This window comes from Anaeropeptidivorans aminofermentans (genome assembly GCF_940670685.1).
GTDB classification, from domain to species: domain Bacteria; phylum Bacillota; class Clostridia; order Lachnospirales; family UBA5962; genus Anaeropeptidivorans; species Anaeropeptidivorans aminofermentans.
This window is the reverse complement of record NZ_OW711693.1, coordinates 2,291,005-2,307,892: the sequence shown is the minus strand read 5'-3', so window position 1 is coordinate 2,307,892 and position 16,888 is coordinate 2,291,005. Positions and strand designations below refer to the sequence as shown.

General features: G+C 37.7%; 11 protein-coding genes. 7 read left to right on the top strand and 4 right to left on the bottom strand.

The genetic code is table 11. The features are described 5' to 3' along the window. The first annotated feature begins 183 nt into the window (after window positions 1–183). The 4 genes from NBX03_RS09655 to nifJ all read left to right on the top strand — a co-directional run bounded on the left by NBX03_RS09655 (window position 184) and on the right by nifJ (window position 8,042). Window positions 184–669, top strand: coding sequence for a CarD family transcriptional regulator (locus NBX03_RS09655; protein WP_250227571.1), 486 nt, complete (start codon window positions 184–186; stop codon window positions 667–669). Between the two features lie 277 nt (window positions 670–946). After that, entirely contained in the window at window positions 947–2,080 is a 1,134-nt protein-coding gene (locus tag NBX03_RS09650) for a stage II sporulation protein P (protein WP_250227570.1), read from the top strand. Between the two features lie 477 nt (window positions 2,081–2,557). Then, window positions 2,558–3,973 carry a D-alanyl-D-alanine carboxypeptidase family protein gene (locus tag NBX03_RS09645; RefSeq protein WP_250227569.1) on the top strand — a complete coding sequence of 472 codons (1,416 nt, stop codon included), beginning with the start codon at window positions 2,558–2,560 and terminating at the stop codon, window positions 3,971–3,973. A gap of 544 nt (window positions 3,974–4,517) precedes the next feature. Continuing rightward, window positions 4,518–8,042, top strand: coding sequence for a pyruvate:ferredoxin (flavodoxin) oxidoreductase (gene nifJ / locus NBX03_RS09640; RefSeq protein ID WP_250227568.1), 3,525 nt, complete (start codon window positions 4,518–4,520; stop codon window positions 8,040–8,042). Window positions 8,043–8,228: 186 nt separating this feature from the next. Here the strand turns inward: nifJ and NBX03_RS09635 are convergent, their stop codons facing one another. Then, complete coding sequence (locus NBX03_RS09635; RefSeq protein ID WP_250227567.1) at window positions 8,229–9,611, bottom strand: APC family permease; 1,383 nt, start codon at window positions 9,609–9,611, stop codon at window positions 8,229–8,231. Between the two features lie 233 nt (window positions 9,612–9,844). On the opposite strand from NBX03_RS09635, the gene NBX03_RS09630 reads away from it, so the two are divergent. The 3 genes from NBX03_RS09630 to NBX03_RS09620 are packed head-to-tail and all read left to right on the top strand — an operon-like array spanning window position 9,845 to window position 12,805. Beyond that, on the top strand, window positions 9,845–11,095 hold the full coding sequence (locus NBX03_RS09630; protein WP_250227566.1) for an ABC transporter substrate-binding protein: 1,251 nt from the start codon (window positions 9,845–9,847) through the stop codon (window positions 11,093–11,095). A gap of 1 nt (window position 11,096) precedes the next feature. Further along, window positions 11,097–11,795 carry a GTP-binding protein gene (locus tag NBX03_RS09625; protein ID WP_250227565.1) on the top strand — a complete coding sequence of 233 codons (699 nt, stop codon included), beginning with the start codon at window positions 11,097–11,099 and terminating at the stop codon, window positions 11,793–11,795. Continuing rightward, complete coding sequence (locus NBX03_RS09620; protein WP_250227564.1) at window positions 11,795–12,805, top strand: ATP-binding cassette domain-containing protein; 1,011 nt, start codon at window positions 11,795–11,797, stop codon at window positions 12,803–12,805. Before NBX03_RS09625 ends, NBX03_RS09620 begins: the two co-directional genes overlap by 1 nt. On the opposite strand, the gene NBX03_RS09615 is transcribed toward NBX03_RS09620, so the two are convergent. The 3 genes from NBX03_RS09615 to asnA form a co-directional block, all read right to left on the bottom strand. Further along, window positions 12,798–13,046 carry a hypothetical protein gene (locus tag NBX03_RS09615; RefSeq protein WP_250227563.1) on the bottom strand — a complete coding sequence of 83 codons (249 nt, stop codon included), beginning with the start codon at window positions 13,044–13,046 and terminating at the stop codon, window positions 12,798–12,800. The genes NBX03_RS09620 and NBX03_RS09615 overlap by 8 nt on opposite strands. A 125-nt stretch (window positions 13,047–13,171) precedes the next feature. Then, window positions 13,172–15,265, bottom strand: coding sequence for a glutamine synthetase III family protein (locus tag NBX03_RS09610; RefSeq protein ID WP_250227562.1), 2,094 nt, complete (start codon window positions 15,263–15,265; stop codon window positions 13,172–13,174). A 20-nt stretch (window positions 15,266–15,285) separates the two neighbouring features. Next, window positions 15,286–16,293, bottom strand: coding sequence for an aspartate--ammonia ligase (gene asnA, locus NBX03_RS09605; RefSeq protein WP_250227561.1), 1,008 nt, complete (start codon window positions 16,291–16,293; stop codon window positions 15,286–15,288). Window positions 16,294–16,888 lie beyond the last annotated feature (595 nt).

Sequence of the window (16,888 nt, the reverse complement as noted above, 5' to 3'; positions counted from 1 at the left end):
TGTTATAATATAATTAAATTTGTTGTATGATGTAATTTATTTTATTTTTCTTTTCACTTTTTTAAGATATAAGTTAAATACAAGTAAATTTAGTCCAAACTGTAAAAAAGTTTAATTATATAACAATTAATACTAAATTTTTACTCAATTATACATTTTAGCTAAAAAGAAGGGAGATTAGTCGTGTTTTGCAAAGGTGACAAAGTAGTATATCCGATGTATGGAGCAGGAGTTATTGAGGATCTTGAAGAAAAGCTTATTGACGGCGTATCCAGGATATATTATATAATGAACATTCCTGTTGGAAATTTAAAAATAAGCGTTTCAGCAGGAAATGCTGAGGTTTTAGGGTTAAGAGAAATTTACAGCAGCAACAGGGTAATGAGCGTATTGGAGAAGGTTTCGGAAATCCCCGTTGAAATGCCTGAAAACTGGAATGAAAGATATAAATGCAATTTAGCAAAAATAAAAACAGGCAAGCTTATTGAGGTCGTTGAAGTATATAGAAACCTTTATCTCAGAGAAAAGGCCAGAGGACTGTCAAGCGTTGAAAAGAAGCTGCTTTCGAATGCAAAACAGATTGTTATTAGTGAAATTGTTCTTGCGCAAAATGTAGGGAAAGAAGAAGCAGAAGATATATTGTTTTCCTATGCAATAAAGTGGAGTTAATTTTTATCGACGGGCCGCCTAAGCGGCTTTTTTTGTTATGCTGAACACAGGTTTAGAGAAGAGGAAGATTCACTTAAAGGATATCCTGTAAGCTTAGACAGGGATAGTCCGGATTGCTTTGCAATCTGAAAATTCATTGTCTAGAAATAGGTCTTAAGGTGAATTTTAAGGCTATCAGCCCCTGAATAAAAAATTAGGTTTAAGCATATATTTATAAAAATGCTTAAGAATCAGACATTGAGTGGAAGATATATTTTTTATTTAGGGAGCATGGCTGATGCAAAGATACAGAAAAAAGAAAAAAATGCCTTGGAAGGCTTATATAAGAAAATTAATATTTCCGGCAGCTCTTCTGGCTATACCGGGCCTTATGCTTAGTAAAGACATTGCAATTGCAAAAATATTGCTTTATGGCTCTCTGCCATATTCTTATATCCATACAGAAGACACCCCCAGATTAAAGCTTGACGAGGATAAAGAGGTGTGGCTTGAGCAGGATACGAAAGCAGTTGAAAACGACCCTGATATATACAAGAAAGACGATGGCATTATCGGTCTTGACGAGGTAATCTATCAGGAGGAGGAAGAGTTCACCCCTCTTTATGAAGACGGAGCAAAAGAAAATATTACATACGATGATTTAGAGCAATTAAGAGACGTAGACTATATGATTCATAAGCTTTACAATAAGGACGCAAGCGCAGGTATAATCAAAGATAAATTTGATGTAGATAAATTTTTGGCCGCTGATCTTTCCATAGAAAAGAATAGCTCTGAGCCGCAGGTTTTAATATTCCATACCCATGCCGGCACAGAGTTTTTTTCCGACAGTGATACCTCTGATTTATATGAAGGGGTCGTAGGTGCAGGAAGAGAGCTTCAAAGGATACTTAAAAACCAATATGGAATAGAAGCGATACACCATACGGGAGTTTATGATGTAATTGACGGCAAAAGCAGCAGAGACGGCTCTTATGAAAGAATGGAGGTAGAAGTACAGAAAATACTTAAGGAAAATCCTTCCATAGAGCTTGCTATAGACATTCACAGAGACGGTATAGAGCCTGATCCTCAGCTTGTAAACTATATAAACGGCAAACCCTATGCAAAATTTATGTTTGTAAACGGGCTTTCGGCAATTAATGACGGCGGAAAAGTAACGGAAATAGAAAGCCTTAAAAATCCCAATCTGGATACAAACCTTGCTTTGAGCTTTAATATGCAGATGGCGGCAAATAAATATTTTCCGGATTCTACAAGAAAGATGTATTTAAAAACTTATCGATTTTCGACCTTCATGCTTCCTAAATCCCTCCTTGTGGAAATTGGCTGCCAATATAATACGAAGGAAGAAGCTTTTAATTCAATGGAGATTCTTGCCTATCTTATAGAAGATGTTATTTTTAATTAAAACAATTACTAATAAAGCCGCATTTAGCGGCTTTTTATAATTTATTTACTAATTGGAGAAATCCATATAAAAGATAAATATAGTAAATAAATTTAAAATCAAGTTTATTTATACTTGATTCAATATGAAATAGTATCATTATCAATTTGCTTTTCTCTTATTTTAAGCCGCTCAATCCAAATATGCACCTCGGAATAAAAGTAAATTGACTATACTATAGGCTTAAAGATAACCTCTTGAACTTGAAAATCAAAAGACAATTTTTAAGTTTAAGAAATATACATGTGGTAATCCTTAAAATAAGGTTTTTATTAAAAAATGGCTATATTAAAGCGATATTTATAAAGCACGTATGGGATATTGTTTCAAGCTTGATGCGTATAATTGCTATCTGTAAGGTATGCACTATTGTCAAATATGACAAAAAATATTATAATTGTATAAAAAGTATTGGATAGATATGGAAAGGCTATGAACATGAGAAGAAAAAATACGATATTAACATTATTAATTAACGCTGTTCTTATTATAAATATGCTTACTGTAAACGCTTTTGCAGCAGAGCCCCCTGACATAAAGGCAAAAAGCGGCATATTAATAGAAAGAGAAATGGGAAAAGTCCTGTATGAAAAAAATGCGGACCTTAAAGTTTACCCTGCAAGTATTACAAAGGTGCTTACGGCGATATTGTTTGTTGAAAATATACCTTTGGATGAAATAATTGTAATGGGAAACGAAGTAAACAGCGTCCCATGGGATTCAAGCAAAGCAGGGCATCTGCCAGGAGAGAGCATTTTGGCAGAAAACCTTTTAAGGGCGCTTTTAATACCTTCGGGAAATGAATCTGCCTGCGTTGCCGCATCGGCTGTGGCAAAGAAAATAACTAAAAATCCCAATATGCCTTATGAAGAGGCGGAACCTTTTTTTGCTGACCTGATGAATAAGAAAGCAAATGAGCTGGGGGCAACCCATTCAAATTTCAAAAATCCCCATGGCTATCACGATGATGACCATTATACAAGCGCAAGAGATATAGCGATTATTTGCAGAGCCGCTATGGAGCATGAGGCTATTGCTAAAACAGTTAAAGAATTGGAATACAAGGGTAACGGCGCCGGCAATAAAAAAACCGGAGACATGAAAACAGCAGAATATGACTGGAAGACGACAAATCTTCTCCTTATGGATTATCCCTATGCTGACGGCATAAAAACCGGCTTTACAAATCAGGCGGGTTACTGTCTTTCAGCTTCTGCCGCAAAAGACGGGGAAAAGCTTATTGCCATCGTTTTTGGTGAGGAAGAAGAAAAGGAAAGATGGGCAGACACCTTAGATCTTTTTGATTACGGATTTGATAATTACGATTATGAAACCATACAGCAAAAAGATGCGGTTCTTGAAGCCGCCGAGCTTTATGACCCTAAGCTTGGTGAAAGCAAAACCATGGATATGCTTGGCGAAGATGAATTTATCGGATATTTCTCTAAAGAAGAGCTTTCCCGAATAGAAAAAGAAATCATTTATAAGGAGCATAAAATAGCTATTCCTGAAAAAAATGAGGAAAAGGATAATGAAGAAGAAGCTTCCGAAAGCAAGATTAAACTACTTCTGCCTATAAAAGAAGGCGATGTATTAGGTACGATTTCATATAAGCTTGATAATGAGGTTATTTTTAAAGGAAATATAATTGCTTCAAGAGATGCCGAAGAAAGAACCTTTAAAACAGATGTGCAGTATTATTACAGGCTTTTTATAGATAACGCCTTTACCTTAAAGGCAATACCCGGCTGGATTATGATAATTGCGGTACTATTCCTTATAATTTCATTTTTCAGGGGAATAAGACGCCGCCGCAGAAGACGTGACCTTTATACTTTAAGAAGAAGGTATTAATCCGATAGATAAATTAAAATAATATATTAGCCCGGGAAATAATTACCCGGGCTTAATTATTATTTATTTATGAAAAGAACGAACTAGGAGAAGAAGGCATACGCGGCTCAAGCCTGCCTTGCGAATTTAGAGCGTAACGGTTGGATTGGGTTATAATCCAAATTTCATTGTCTTACGAAAAAGCTTATATTATAAATTGCCTCTGTAAAATTTATTTTTTTAATAATGCTATATATTCTACAAAATTTACATTGATTTTTGAAAGTTTGTCTAAAACCTCAAAAATATAGCATTATTTTCATATTATGCTATGCAAGCTCACAAGAGTTTTTGCTGTTAGACAAAACTTACTCATAATTATCTTTGTGGCTAAAAAACTTCTCTTTTAGGTTTACTAATGGGGATTTTATGTTATAATTAGTATGTATACAATGTTCTTTGGTTTTGATAAATAATTGTCAAAAAAAGAGAGTGAAATTTAATTTAAAACGCTGTATAAAATTATTTTAATATTTTATTGCCAAGTTTAAAGGGGGACTATTAAATGGCAAAGGTAATGAAGACAATGGATGGTAACGCAGCAGCGGCATATGTATCCTATGCATTTACCGAAGTTGCGGGGATTTATCCTATAACACCATCATCTCCAATGGCTGAACATACTGACGAATGGGCAGCTAACGGAAAAAAGAATATGTTTGGACAGACTGTATCTGTTGTAGAGCTTCAGTCTGAGGCAGGCGCAGCAGGAACAGTTCACGGCTCTTTACAGGCAGGGGCCCTTACGACTACTTACACTGCTTCTCAGGGACTCCTTCTTATGATTCCTAATATGTACAAAATGGCTGGTGAGCTTTTACCGGCAGTTCTTCATGTTTCTGCCCGTGCAATTGCAAGCCATGCTCTTTCTATATTTGGTGACCATTCCGACGTTATGGCATGCCGTCAGACAGGTTTTGCCCTTCTTTCATCAGCTAACGTTCAGGAGGTTATGGATTTAGGAGCAGTTGCTCACTTATCTGCTATTAAGGGAAGGGTACCGTTCTTACATTTCTTTGACGGTTTCCGTACTTCTCATGAGATTCAGAAAATAGAGTGCCTTGACTATGAGGACTTAGAGAAAATAACCGATATGGACGCGATTGATGCTTTCAGAAAAAGAGCATTAAATCCTGAAAGACCTGTTTTAAGAGGTACGGCTCAGAATCCAGACATCTTCTTCCAGGCAAGAGAAAGCTCCAATCCGTTCTATGATGCAGTACCTGAAATCGTTGAAAACTATATGGCTGAAATCAATAAGCTTACAGGCAGAAATTATCAGCTCTTTAACTATTACGGCGCAGAAGACGCAGACAGAGTAATCATCTGTATGGGTTCCGCATGTGATGCTATCGAAGAGACCATCGACCATTTAATGGCGAAAGGCGAAAAGGTTGGCTGTGTTAAAGTTCATCTTTACAGACCTTTCTCCGCTAAGCATTTCTTAAGCGCTGTTCCTAAGACAGCTAAGAAAATAGCTGTTCTTGACAGAACAAAAGAGCCGGGTGCTTTAGGCGAGCCTTTATATCAGGACGTATGTACAGCTTACTTTGAAGAAGAAACAAGACCTTTAATCATCGGCGGACGTTACGGCTTAGGCTCTAAGGACGTTACTCCTGTTCAGATGATGGCAGTATATGAAAACCTTGCTGCTGAAAATCCAAAGAAGAAGTTTACCATCGGTATTGTTGATGATGTTACGGACCTTTCTCTTCCTGTTGGAAAAGAAATCGACGTTTCAGCAGAAGGCACTATCAGCTGCAAATTCTGGGGCCTTGGTTCCGACGGTACTGTCGGAGCTAACAAAAACTCTATTAAAATTATCGGTGATCATACAGATATGTATGCGCAGGCTTATTTCCACTATGATTCCAAGAAGTCCGGGGGTATTACCCAGTCTCATCTTCGTTTCGGACATAAGCCCATCCGTTCAACATATTTAGTTAATACGGCAGACTTTGTTGCATGCCATAATCCTTCCTATGTTGATAAATACGATATGGTTTCTGACCTGAAAGACGGCGGGAAATTCCTTTTGAACTGCCAGTGGAGCGAAAAAGAGCTTGATAAGATGCTTCCAGCAGCGATGAGACGCTATATCGCAGAGCATAACATTGAATTATATACGATAGACGCTACAGAAATAGCGAAAGAGTTAGGTCTTGGCAACAGAATTAACTCTGTTCTTCAGGCTGCTTTCTTCAAACTTGCAAACATTATTCCTATTGAAGAAGCCGTTGATTACATGAAGAAGGCTATTTACGCCTCTTACGGCAAAAAAGGCGATAAGATTGTAAACATGAACTATGCCGCTGTTGAAGAAGGCATCAACAAGGTTAAAAAGGTTGAAGTACCTGCAAGCTGGGCAAATGCTACAGAAGAAGAAAAAGCTGAAGCCGATGTACCTGATTTCATAAAGAATATCGTATTCCCTATGAACGCTCAGTTAGGAGACAAGCTTCCTGTAAGTACATTTGTAGGCCGTGAAGACGGAACATTCCCACAGGGAACAGCTGCTTTCGAAAAGAGAGGTATCGCTGTTGACGTTCCTGAATGGATTATGGAAAACTGTATCCAGTGTAATCAATGTGCATATGTTTGTCCTCATGCTACAATAAGACCTTTCCTTGCAACGGAAGAAGAGCTTGCAAACGCACCTTCAGGCTTTGAAACCAAGCAGGCTGTAGGTAAGGGCTTTGAAAGTTATAAATTTAGAATTCAGGTAGATACCCTTGACTGTGCAGGCTGCGGCAACTGTGCTAACGTTTGCCCTGCGAAAGAGAAGGCTCTCGTAATGAAGCCTCTTGAAACACAGCTTAATCAGATGGAAAACTGGTATTTTGCACAGAAGCTTTCCCAAAAAGAAAACCCTGCAAACCGTGAAACCGTTAAGGGAAGCCAGTTTGAAACGCCGCTTCTTGAGTTCTCCGGCGCTTGTGCAGGCTGCGGAGAAACACCTTATGCAAAACTTGTTACTCAGCTTTTCGGAGATAGAATGTATATTGCAAATGCAACAGGCTGTTCATCAATCTGGGGCGGAAGCGCACCTTCAACTCCTTATACAGTAAACCAAGACGGCAGGGGTCCCGCATGGGCTAATTCCCTTTTCGAGGATAACGCTGAATACGGCTACGGTATGTACACAGGCGCTAATAAAATCCGCGAAGGCCTTGCTATGAAGCTTGAAAAAGTATCCGAGCTTGCTGGAAGCGATAAGCTTTCAGAAGCAGTAGAAAAATGGAATGAAACGAAATTTAAGAGCCTTGCAAATAAATCCGCTACATCAAGCCTCATTGAAGTTCTTGAAGGCTTATCCTTAGATGGAGAAGCAAAAGAGCTTAAAGAAGCAATTCTTAAGAATAAAGAGTTCTTATCAAAGAAATCTCAGTGGATATTCGGCGGTGACGGCTGGGCATACGATATCGGATACGGCGGCCTTGACCACGTTCTTGCTTCCGGTGAAGATGTAAATGTTCTTGTATTTGACACAGAAGTTTACTCAAATACAGGCGGACAGTCCTCTAAGTCAACACCAACCGGTGCCATTGCAAAATTTGCAGCTTCCGGTAAGAAGATAAGGAAAAAGGACTTAGGCATGATGGCTATCAGCTATGGCTATGTTTATGTTGCCCAGATCGGTATGGGTGCAAATCAGAACCAGGCGATCAAAGCGATTGTTGAAGCGGAAGCTTATCCAGGACCTTCACTTATTATCGCTTATGCACCATGTATCAACCACGGTATAAAGGCTGGTATGGGTCTTACTCAGGCGCAGACTAAGAAGGCGGTAGAAGCAGGCTACTGGCATTTATACAGATACAATCCTCTTCTTGAGGAACAGGGCAAGAATCCTTTCATTCTCGATTCTAAGGAGCCTACAGCAAGCTTCAGAGAATTCCTTGAAGGAGAGGTTCGTTACTCTTCCTTACAGCGTGCATTCCCCGGAGAAGCAGATGTGCTTTTTGCAAGAGCTGAAGAAGACGCAAAGAGAAGATACAACCAGTACAAGAGATTGGCAGAACAACAATAATAATTATAAAAATATACAAAAGAAAAAGCCGCTTAGCGGCTTTTTCTTTTGTGATGAAATTTATAGTTAATTTCTTATAAAGAAGTAACTAAAGCATATTCGCTATAGTAAAATAGCTTTTTGTCAGCCTATTTAAAGTATATTACTATATATTGAGCTAAGCAAATATGCGGCTTTGTTACTGGTTTACTTTAGATTTACTATAGCCTGTCCATTATGTGCTGAATTTGCACTTTGAATAATTCTTTCTTTATTTTTTACTGAGTACATATATGCTGCGGCTATGACTGCAAGGCAGAAGAGACTGTAATATATAAAGAAGGGGCTTCCGGCACCTGCAAAAATTATTATTACTGCGCCTATTACGGCAAAAGCAGGGAATATATATCCATTAAATATGCCTTTAATTTCTCCTTTAAGAGCGAGACGTATTACCGAAATATATAAAATGATATAAGTTGCATAATTCGTAACAACGGATATTTCAGACACGTCAGAGTTTGGAAGCATATTTAATTTTTGAGTTATATAATGAAACATCATCCATATGATAGCTACAATGAAGCTGAAAACAGCTGAATTAAGCGGTACGCCGCCGATACCCTCTGCATTTTTGCTTAAAAATTTATATCCTGGAATCATACCCCTTAGGCTCATAGCATACGGCAGCCTGTAAGAGCCTAAAATCAGCCCGTTAAGGGTTCCTAAAACAGATATAATAACAAGAATAAGAAGGAGTTTCGCTCCTATGGCACCAAAAAGCAGATTGAATATTTCATACACATGGGCATCGCCCATTTCTATGATTTTATCCGTTCCCAGAAGAAAACAGCTGCCTACAAAATAAAGAATATATAATAATAAGATTAATAAAGGGGAAACTACAAGGGCAATAGGCAGATTTCTTTTGCTGTTTTTTATTTCATGGCAAATAGAGGTAGAAACCGTCCAGCCATCGAAGGAAAAAGCAATGGCCGGGATAGCACCGATAAAACCTGCGGAGCCTGCCCCTTCCTGCAATGAAGAAAATGAAGAGGGGCTTTCCTTGCCGTAAAAAATCCCTAATACTGCAACAAAAATCAAAGGAATTAGCTTAATTATCATAGACGCATTTTGAAAATATCCGCCAAGCTTGGCAGAAAGAAGATTCATTATGCCTAAAACAAGCAAAAAGCCGGTTCCAATAAGCATTTGATTTTCCAATGTATCGTTTATTCCGAATAATATGCATGTATATACGCCTGATACCCATGCAACAACAACTATAATACTTGGAATATAAAGAAAGCTTTGAAACCATCCGAATACACAGCCTGCATTTACAGAACAGAATTCTTCCGCATATGTAATAATTCCTCCCGGGCGGTCTGTACGAGAAGCAAGTTGAGAAATCGTAAGAGAACCGAATATGATACTTACGGCGGCAGCAATAAACGCTATAACACCGCTTATAATATTCCCATTAACCTCAATGAGAATATTATCACTTTTAAAAAATATACCCGAGCCGATGACTATCCCTGTAATCATGGCTATTGATGTCAGTAAACCGTATTTTCTTGTCTCCATATGTTCTCCTTGTAAGCATTATTTGACTGATTATTAATCATATACAAAATTAATTAGTATGTCAACGAAAAAATAATCAAAGGAGATAATCAAAGGAAGTTCAATTTGATTAAAACAAAAAGGGGGTTTTTTTCATGAAAATACCCCTTTTTCATTTTAAGTTGCAAAAACAACATAATTATTTTTATAATAATGTTATACTATTTTAACAAAGTGTACTGGGAGGAATAATAATGAATAAATATTTTAATCTTACTGATAAAGTTTATGATATTACGGAAAAATATCCTGAGACAATAGAGATTTTAGCATTAAACGGATTTGAAAATTTAAAAAATGAAATGATGAGAAAGACCCTCGGTAAAACAATTACCCTTGAAACGGCTTTAAAAAGCAAGAAAATAAATCCTGAACTTTTTGCGGAAAAAATGGCTGAGGCAATAGAACAGAATCGCCCGTCTCTTTCAACAGGTCTTGCCCAGATAAAGAAAGAATCTTCGGGGGATATAAAAATAGAAGGTATTTTGCCTTGTCCTATAAGAATACCTCTTGTAGAAGCCTTTGAAAAATGGCTTGAAGAAAACAGCGCTTCTTTAGGATTTGAGGCAGACTATGATTTGAAATCAGCAAACCTTGGAGTGGACTGGATAAAAGAAAGAATTGCATCCAATAAAGATAACGCTGAGGTTCTTTCAGACCTTTTTCTTTCGGCAGGGTTTGACTTATTCTTTGATAAAGAGCTTATGGGAAAATTCAAAGAAGAAGGCGTTTTTGAGGATATAACAGGTGTTAAGAAGCTTAATAAGGATTTTGATAATGATTATATCGATTTGAAAGACCCGAAAGGGCAGTATTCGGTAATAGGAATTGTTCCGGCAATCTTTATGGTAAATACGCAGGTTCTTGGAGACAGAAAGTTCCCTGAAAGCTGGGAAGATTTGCTTTCCGGTGAATTTGAAAACACTGTATCTTTACCTATGAAGGATTTGGATTTATTTAATGCTGTTTTATTAAATATCTATAAGCTTTACGGTGAAGAGGGTATTGAAAAGCTTGGGAAGACTTTGCTTAGAAGTATGCACCCTGCCCAGATGGTAAAATCCCACACAAGATCAAATGAAGGGGAAACCCCTGTGATTACAGTTATGCCTTATTTCTTCACTCAGATGATTGATGAAAAGGGACCTTTCAAGCCTGTTTGGCCTAAGGACGGCGCTATTATAAGCCCTGTTTTCCTTTTGACGAAAAAGGCTACAAAGGATAAGACGAAGCCCTTTGTTGATTTTCTTTTCTCAAAGGAAATTGGAGAAATCTTCTCTGTAAACGGAAAATTCCCTTCAACAAACCCTCAGGTAGAAAATAATATCTCAGCAGATAAGAAATTCATGTGGATTGGCTGGGATTTCATTAATAATAACGATATAGGAAGTCTCCTTAAATATACTGAAAACTTATTCTACGAGGCCTCAAGGAAGGAGATATAGGATGAATTTAATTGTTTTTTCAGGCCCTCCCTCATCGGGGAAAACCTCTGTTATATTGAAAACTATAGCTTCTTTTAAAAAAAGAGATATTAAAGTCGGCGTAGTAAAATTTGACTGCCTTTATACAGATGATGACATTGCTTATGAAAGAGCCGGCATACCGGTTAAAAAAGGCCTTTCAGGGGCCTTATGTCCTGACCATTTCTTTGCTTCCAATATTGAAGAAGTGGTTCAGTGGGGCAATAAAGAAGGTCTTGACCTTCTTGTTACGGAATCTGCAGGTCTTTGCAACAGATGTTCCCCTTATATCAAGGATATTAAAGGGATTTGCGTAATAGACAATTTATCTGGAATCAATACCCCTAAGAAAATAGGCCCTATGCTGAAATCAGCAGATATCGTTGTTATTACGAAAGGCGATATCGTATCTCAGGCAGAGAGAGAAGTTTTTGCATCCCGCGTGAGCTCTGTAAACCCTTCGGCCGTAACCATGCATGTAAACGGCCTTACTGGGCAGGGAGCCTATGAGCTTGGAACTTTGATATATGACGAAGCCCAGGATATCGATTCTGTACAGGGTATGAAGCTTCGTTTCCCTATGCCTTCGGCCTTATGCTCCTATTGCTTGGGAGAAACAAGGATTGGTGAAGCCTTCCAGATGGGTAATGTAAGAAAAATAAAGCTTGAGGATGATAAATAATGAGAAACTTAACCATAAGAGAGCTTGAAAGCAAATATCCTTTTGTATCCGCATATTTTGAAGAAAATAAACTTAATATATCAGGCTACGAAGATAAAACATTCCCTGAATTTCTGGAAGGCTTTACAGATGCCGAGATTGAGGATAATGCCATAAATAAGGAAAAGCTGATTTCCGATATGATTATTTATATAGAGCAGATGTCTGAATTTTTGGGGGTAGGGAATGAAGAAAGGGTAAGCTCCCTTACGATTCTTCCGGGAACGGATAAATCAGGAACCCCTGAAGGCTTTGAAAGCTTTACGGTGGAAAGTTCTCAGATTGTATCTATCGTAGGACCAACCGGCTCGGGAAAAAGCAGGCTCTTAGGCGATATTGAATGGACGGCCCAGAAGGATACGCCAACCAACAGAACAATACTCATAAACGGCTCCGAGCCTGATAAAAAATGGCGATTTTCTTCAAATAACCGTCTCGTGGCCCAGCTTTCACAAAATATGAACTTTATCATGGACTTAACCGTTCGGGAGTTTTTGGAGCTTCATGCGAAAAGCAGGCTTGTTGAAGATATTGAAGATGTTATAGACAGAATAATATTTGAGGCAAATAATCTTGCAGGGGAAAAGTTTAATTTTGATACCCCGGTTACAAGTTTAAGCGGAGGGCAGTCCAGGGCTTTAATGATTGCCGATACGGCTATATTAAGTTCGTCTCCCATTGTTCTTATTGACGAAATAGAAAATGCGGGCATTGACAGAAAAAAAGCATTAAAGCTTTTAGTATCGGAAGATAAGATTGTACTTATGGCTACCCATGACCCGCTGCTTGCTTTAATGGCGGACAAGCGTATTATAATAAAAAACGGCGGAATCAGTAAAATAATAGAAACAAGCCCTGAAGAAAAATCTCTCCTGTCAAGGCTTGAAGATATTGATTCGACTATTCAGCATATGCGTCAGAACTTAAGAGAAGGAAAAACGCTGGACAGGGAAAGCATACAGTTTAATTAATCTTATTCTTTGTTTTTATTAATAGAATCAGCAGAATAGATACAAAAATAACGGGAATAAAACCTATGAAATAAAGACTTTCAGGAAAATCTGATTTTTCTTCCGGTATATTTTTTTCAATTTCTTTAGCAGAAGTTTTAATGTTTGGTTCTTCATAATAAACAACTGGGATTTTTTCGGCAAATGCATATGCAGTCATCTGTAATATTATGAAGGGCAAAATAATCAGTAATTTTAACAATTGTTTTATAGTAGCCACCTGCCCGTTTAATTATAATAAGATAGTATTATTAAACTCCAAATAGCTGATAAATTCAAGTGTATATTTAAAAATCTCCCGTAATTACGGGAGATTTTTTAGATATATTAAACACTGAAAAGGATATCGCTATAAGTAGGAAACGGCCAATGCTTCTCAGATACGAGAGGCTCCATTTCATCTGCAACGGCTCTTAATTCCTGCATGCCGATAAAAATATAATTTCTGTAGAAATCGGCTTTTTCCTTTAATTTTCCATCCAGTTCTCTAACTTTTATTAAATCGCCTTCAAGATTTTTAACCTTTTTATAGAGGGAGTCCTGAAGGGAAGAAAGCTTTATTATAAGCTCGGATTCCGCTTCGCAGCTTAAATTTTCCATAAATGCTCTTTTTTTAAGGACGATATCAGAAAGCTCTCCTATATACATGCTTACGGAAGGTATTATACTTTTATATGCCATATCAAGCATTGTTAAGGCTTCAATATTTATGGTTTTACAGTAGTTTTCTAGAATTATTTCATAACGGCTTCTGATTTCCGTTTCACTGAAAACCTTCTGGCGGGCATAAAGCGCTATATTTTTGCTGTTTATTAAATGGGGAGCGGCGTCTACAGTGGTTTTAAGGTTTAATAATCCTCTTTCTTCTGATTCTTTAACCCATTCTTCCGAATAGCTGTTTCCATTGAAAATGATTTTCTTATGCTCTGCATAGGTATCTCTTATTATAGCATAAATTTCATCTTCAACACTAGAGGAATTATTAAGCCTTTCAAAAAATCCTTCAAGCTCGTCGGCAACAGCCGTATTAATGGCCGTATTTATATCGGATATTGAAAAGGAAGAGCCGGGCATTCTGAATTCAAACTTGTTTCCTGTAAAGGCGATGGGTGAAGTTCTGTTTCTGTCTGTATTATCCTTAGCAAAGGTAGGAAGCACATGGGTTCCTATAAACATATTTTCCTTTAAATACCGCCAGTCGTTATTTCCCATTTCGATGGCTTCGAGAACAGATGTAATTTCATCTCCTAAAAATATGGAAACTATCGCAGGAGGAGCTTCGTTTGCCCCAAGTCTGTGGTCGTTGGAAGCACTTGCGACAGAAATTCTTATAAGATCCTGATATTTATGTACGCCTTTTATTACAGCGGATAAAAACAATAAAAAACGTGTGTTATGGGCAGGGTCATCACCGGGGTCAAATATATTTTCGTCGGTATTTGCAAGAAGGGACCAGTTGTTATGCTTTCCGCTGCCGTTTACGCCGGCAAAAGGCTTTTCATGAAGAAGGCAGGCAAGCCCATTCCTATCGGCAACCTTTTTCATCATTTCCATTGTAAGCTGATTATGGTCCGTAGCAATATTTACCGTCATATAAAGAGGGGCAAGCTCATGCTGAGAAGGTGCAACTTCATTATGCTCTGTTTTTGCGAATATGCCAAGCTTCCAAAGTTCTTCGTCAAGCTCCCGCATGAATTTAATTACTCTTGGCCTTAATGCGCCGTAATAATGGTCGTCAAGCTCCTGACCCTTTGGCGGTTTGGCACCGAAAAGGGTTCTTCCGCAGTTGAAAAGGTCTTTTCTTTTTTTATATACTTCTTTGTCAATTAAGAAGTATTCCTGCTCCGGCCCTACGGTTGCAGATATATGAGTTATATCGGTATAGCCCATTAAATTAAGTACTTTTACCGCCTGACGGTTCAGGGCTTCCATTGAACGAAGCAATGGTGTTTTTTTATCAAGGGCCTGGCCGCTGTAGGAATAAAATGCCGTAGGGATGCAAAGGGTATTTTCCTTTATGAAAACATAAGATGAAGGATCCCATGCAGTATATCCCCTTGCTTCAAATGTAGCTCTGATGCCGCCGGAAGGAAAGCTCGAAGCATCCGGTTCGCCTTTAATAAGCCCTCTGCCGGAGAATTGTGAAATGATAGTTCCGTCGTTAATAGGCGTTAGGAAGCTATCGTGTTTTTCTGCCGTTATGCCAGTCATGGGCTGGAACCAATGGGTAAAATGGGTTACGCCTTTTTCAACGGCCCATTCTTTCATAGCGTTGGCAATTACATCGGCAAGGTTGGGGTCAAGGCTTTTTCCTTGGCGTATACAATTTTTAAGGGCTCTATAAATATCTCGCGGAAGCTTTTCTTTCATAGTTTTTTCGCCAAATACCATAGAGCCAAAATTGTCAAGGGGATTACGCATATGAAATACTCCTTTCAAAATTATAATAAGGTTATATTATTCTTTTCGCAAATTTCTTTTGTTTCGTCATCCCATATAGAAGCTTGAACCTCTCCTATGTGGGCTTTTTTAAGAAGAATAAGACTTAATCTTGACTGGCCGATACCGCCGCCTATAGTAAGAGGAAGTTTATCTTCAAGAAGGAGCTTATGGAAGGGGAGGGATCTTCTGTCATCGGCATTGGCTTTTTTAAGCTGCTCATCCATGGCCTTAGAATCCACTCTTATTCCCATGGAGGATATTTCAAAGGCGCATTGGAGCGTATCACAGTAAAACATAATATCTCCGTTTAGCTGCCAGTCATCATAGTCCGGGGCTCTGTCGTCATGTTTTTGACCGGATTTTAAAATATCGCCTATTTGCATGATGAAAGCCGTTTTATGCTTTTTAAGATAAGCATCTTCTCTTTCCTTCGGTGTTTTATTAGGATACAGGTCCTCAAGCTCCTGGCTTGTTATAAAGCTTATTTCGCTGCTTAGGGTGGGTATAAGAGCAGGGAATTTCCTTTGAAGCTCCTCTTGGGTTATGCATATAGATTGAACGATTAAAGATACTGTTTCTTTAAGATAATCAAGAGTTCTTTTTCCATCGGGTATGATTTTTTCCCAGTCCCATTGGTCAACGTATATGGAATGGAGATTATCCATAACCTCGTCACGGCGTATTGCATTCATATCAGTGCATATTCCTTCGCCTGGTTTAAAATTATACCTATGTAATGCCAGCCTTTTCCATTTGGCAAGAGAATGCACTACTTCACCGTTTTTTCCTGTTTCCTTTATATCAAAGGCTACAGGGCGCTCTATACCGCTAAGATTATCGTTTAAGCCTGTTTTCGGGTCTACGAATAATGGTGCGGATACTCTTGTTAAGTTAAGATTATTACACAAATTATCCTCAAATACGCGCTTTAATAGTCCTATTGCTTTTTGAGTCTCATATAAGCTTAAAGCAGGCTTATAATCTTTTGGTATATAGGTTTTGCTCAATCTAATCCATTCCTTTCTTTTTAATAATAAGATTTAAATTACTGTTTTAAAGCTGTTTTACTATAAAACGGTCACTTACTAAGCTCACAAGGTATCTTTAAACACAGCTATCCTGTTCCCAAAGTTCGCACCTTTTTATATAAATAAAAGGCGCCGCGGGGATTTTAACTCCGCAGCGCCTTTGCTGTTTAAAAAAGTATAGTTTAAAATTGATAAAAAGTCAACGCCCTATTTTACATTCTGCTATTTCAACTAAATATTAAGACTAAAGGCGCTAACTGTATAAAAAATAACCATATAAGATAATTGAATAGGAGACGGTGAAGATTATTTCACAAAAAAAGTATATGCAGAAGATGAAAATTAGTTTACAAAATATAAATAAATGTCATATTTTTGGAAAATAAACTTATTTTTGGGAGAGCGGCGGTAAATAATACTGCGTAATTATGTTTGAAGGTGCATTTTTCTCTTTAGAGAATTGATAATATATTTTCTTGACAGTTATTTTAAGTTATTGTATATTTATTAATAAGAACAAAGGCGTTTGATAATAGGTGGGTCCCGTCTACTCATTTATTATCAGACGCTTTTT

Coding starts and splice junctions, on each gene's coding strand:
- NBX03_RS09635 (WP_250227567.1), bottom strand. CDS start 9,611: ATGGAGACAAGAAAATACGGTTTACTGACATCAATAGCCATGATTACA.
- NBX03_RS09625 (WP_250227565.1), top strand. CDS start 11,097: ATGAATTTAATTGTTTTTTCAGGCCCTCCCTCATCGGGGAAAACCTCT.
- NBX03_RS09630 (WP_250227566.1), top strand. CDS start 9,845: ATGAATAAATATTTTAATCTTACTGATAAAGTTTATGATATTACGGAA.
- NBX03_RS09620 (WP_250227564.1), top strand. CDS start 11,795: ATGAGAAACTTAACCATAAGAGAGCTTGAAAGCAAATATCCTTTTGTA.
- NBX03_RS09610 (WP_250227562.1), bottom strand. CDS start 15,265: ATGCGTAATCCCCTTGACAATTTTGGCTCTATGGTATTTGGCGAAAAA.
- nifJ (WP_250227568.1), top strand. CDS start 4,518: ATGGCAAAGGTAATGAAGACAATGGATGGTAACGCAGCAGCGGCATAT.
- NBX03_RS09650 (WP_250227570.1), top strand. CDS start 947: ATGCAAAGATACAGAAAAAAGAAAAAAATGCCTTGGAAGGCTTATATA.
- NBX03_RS09645 (WP_250227569.1), top strand. CDS start 2,558: ATGAGAAGAAAAAATACGATATTAACATTATTAATTAACGCTGTTCTT.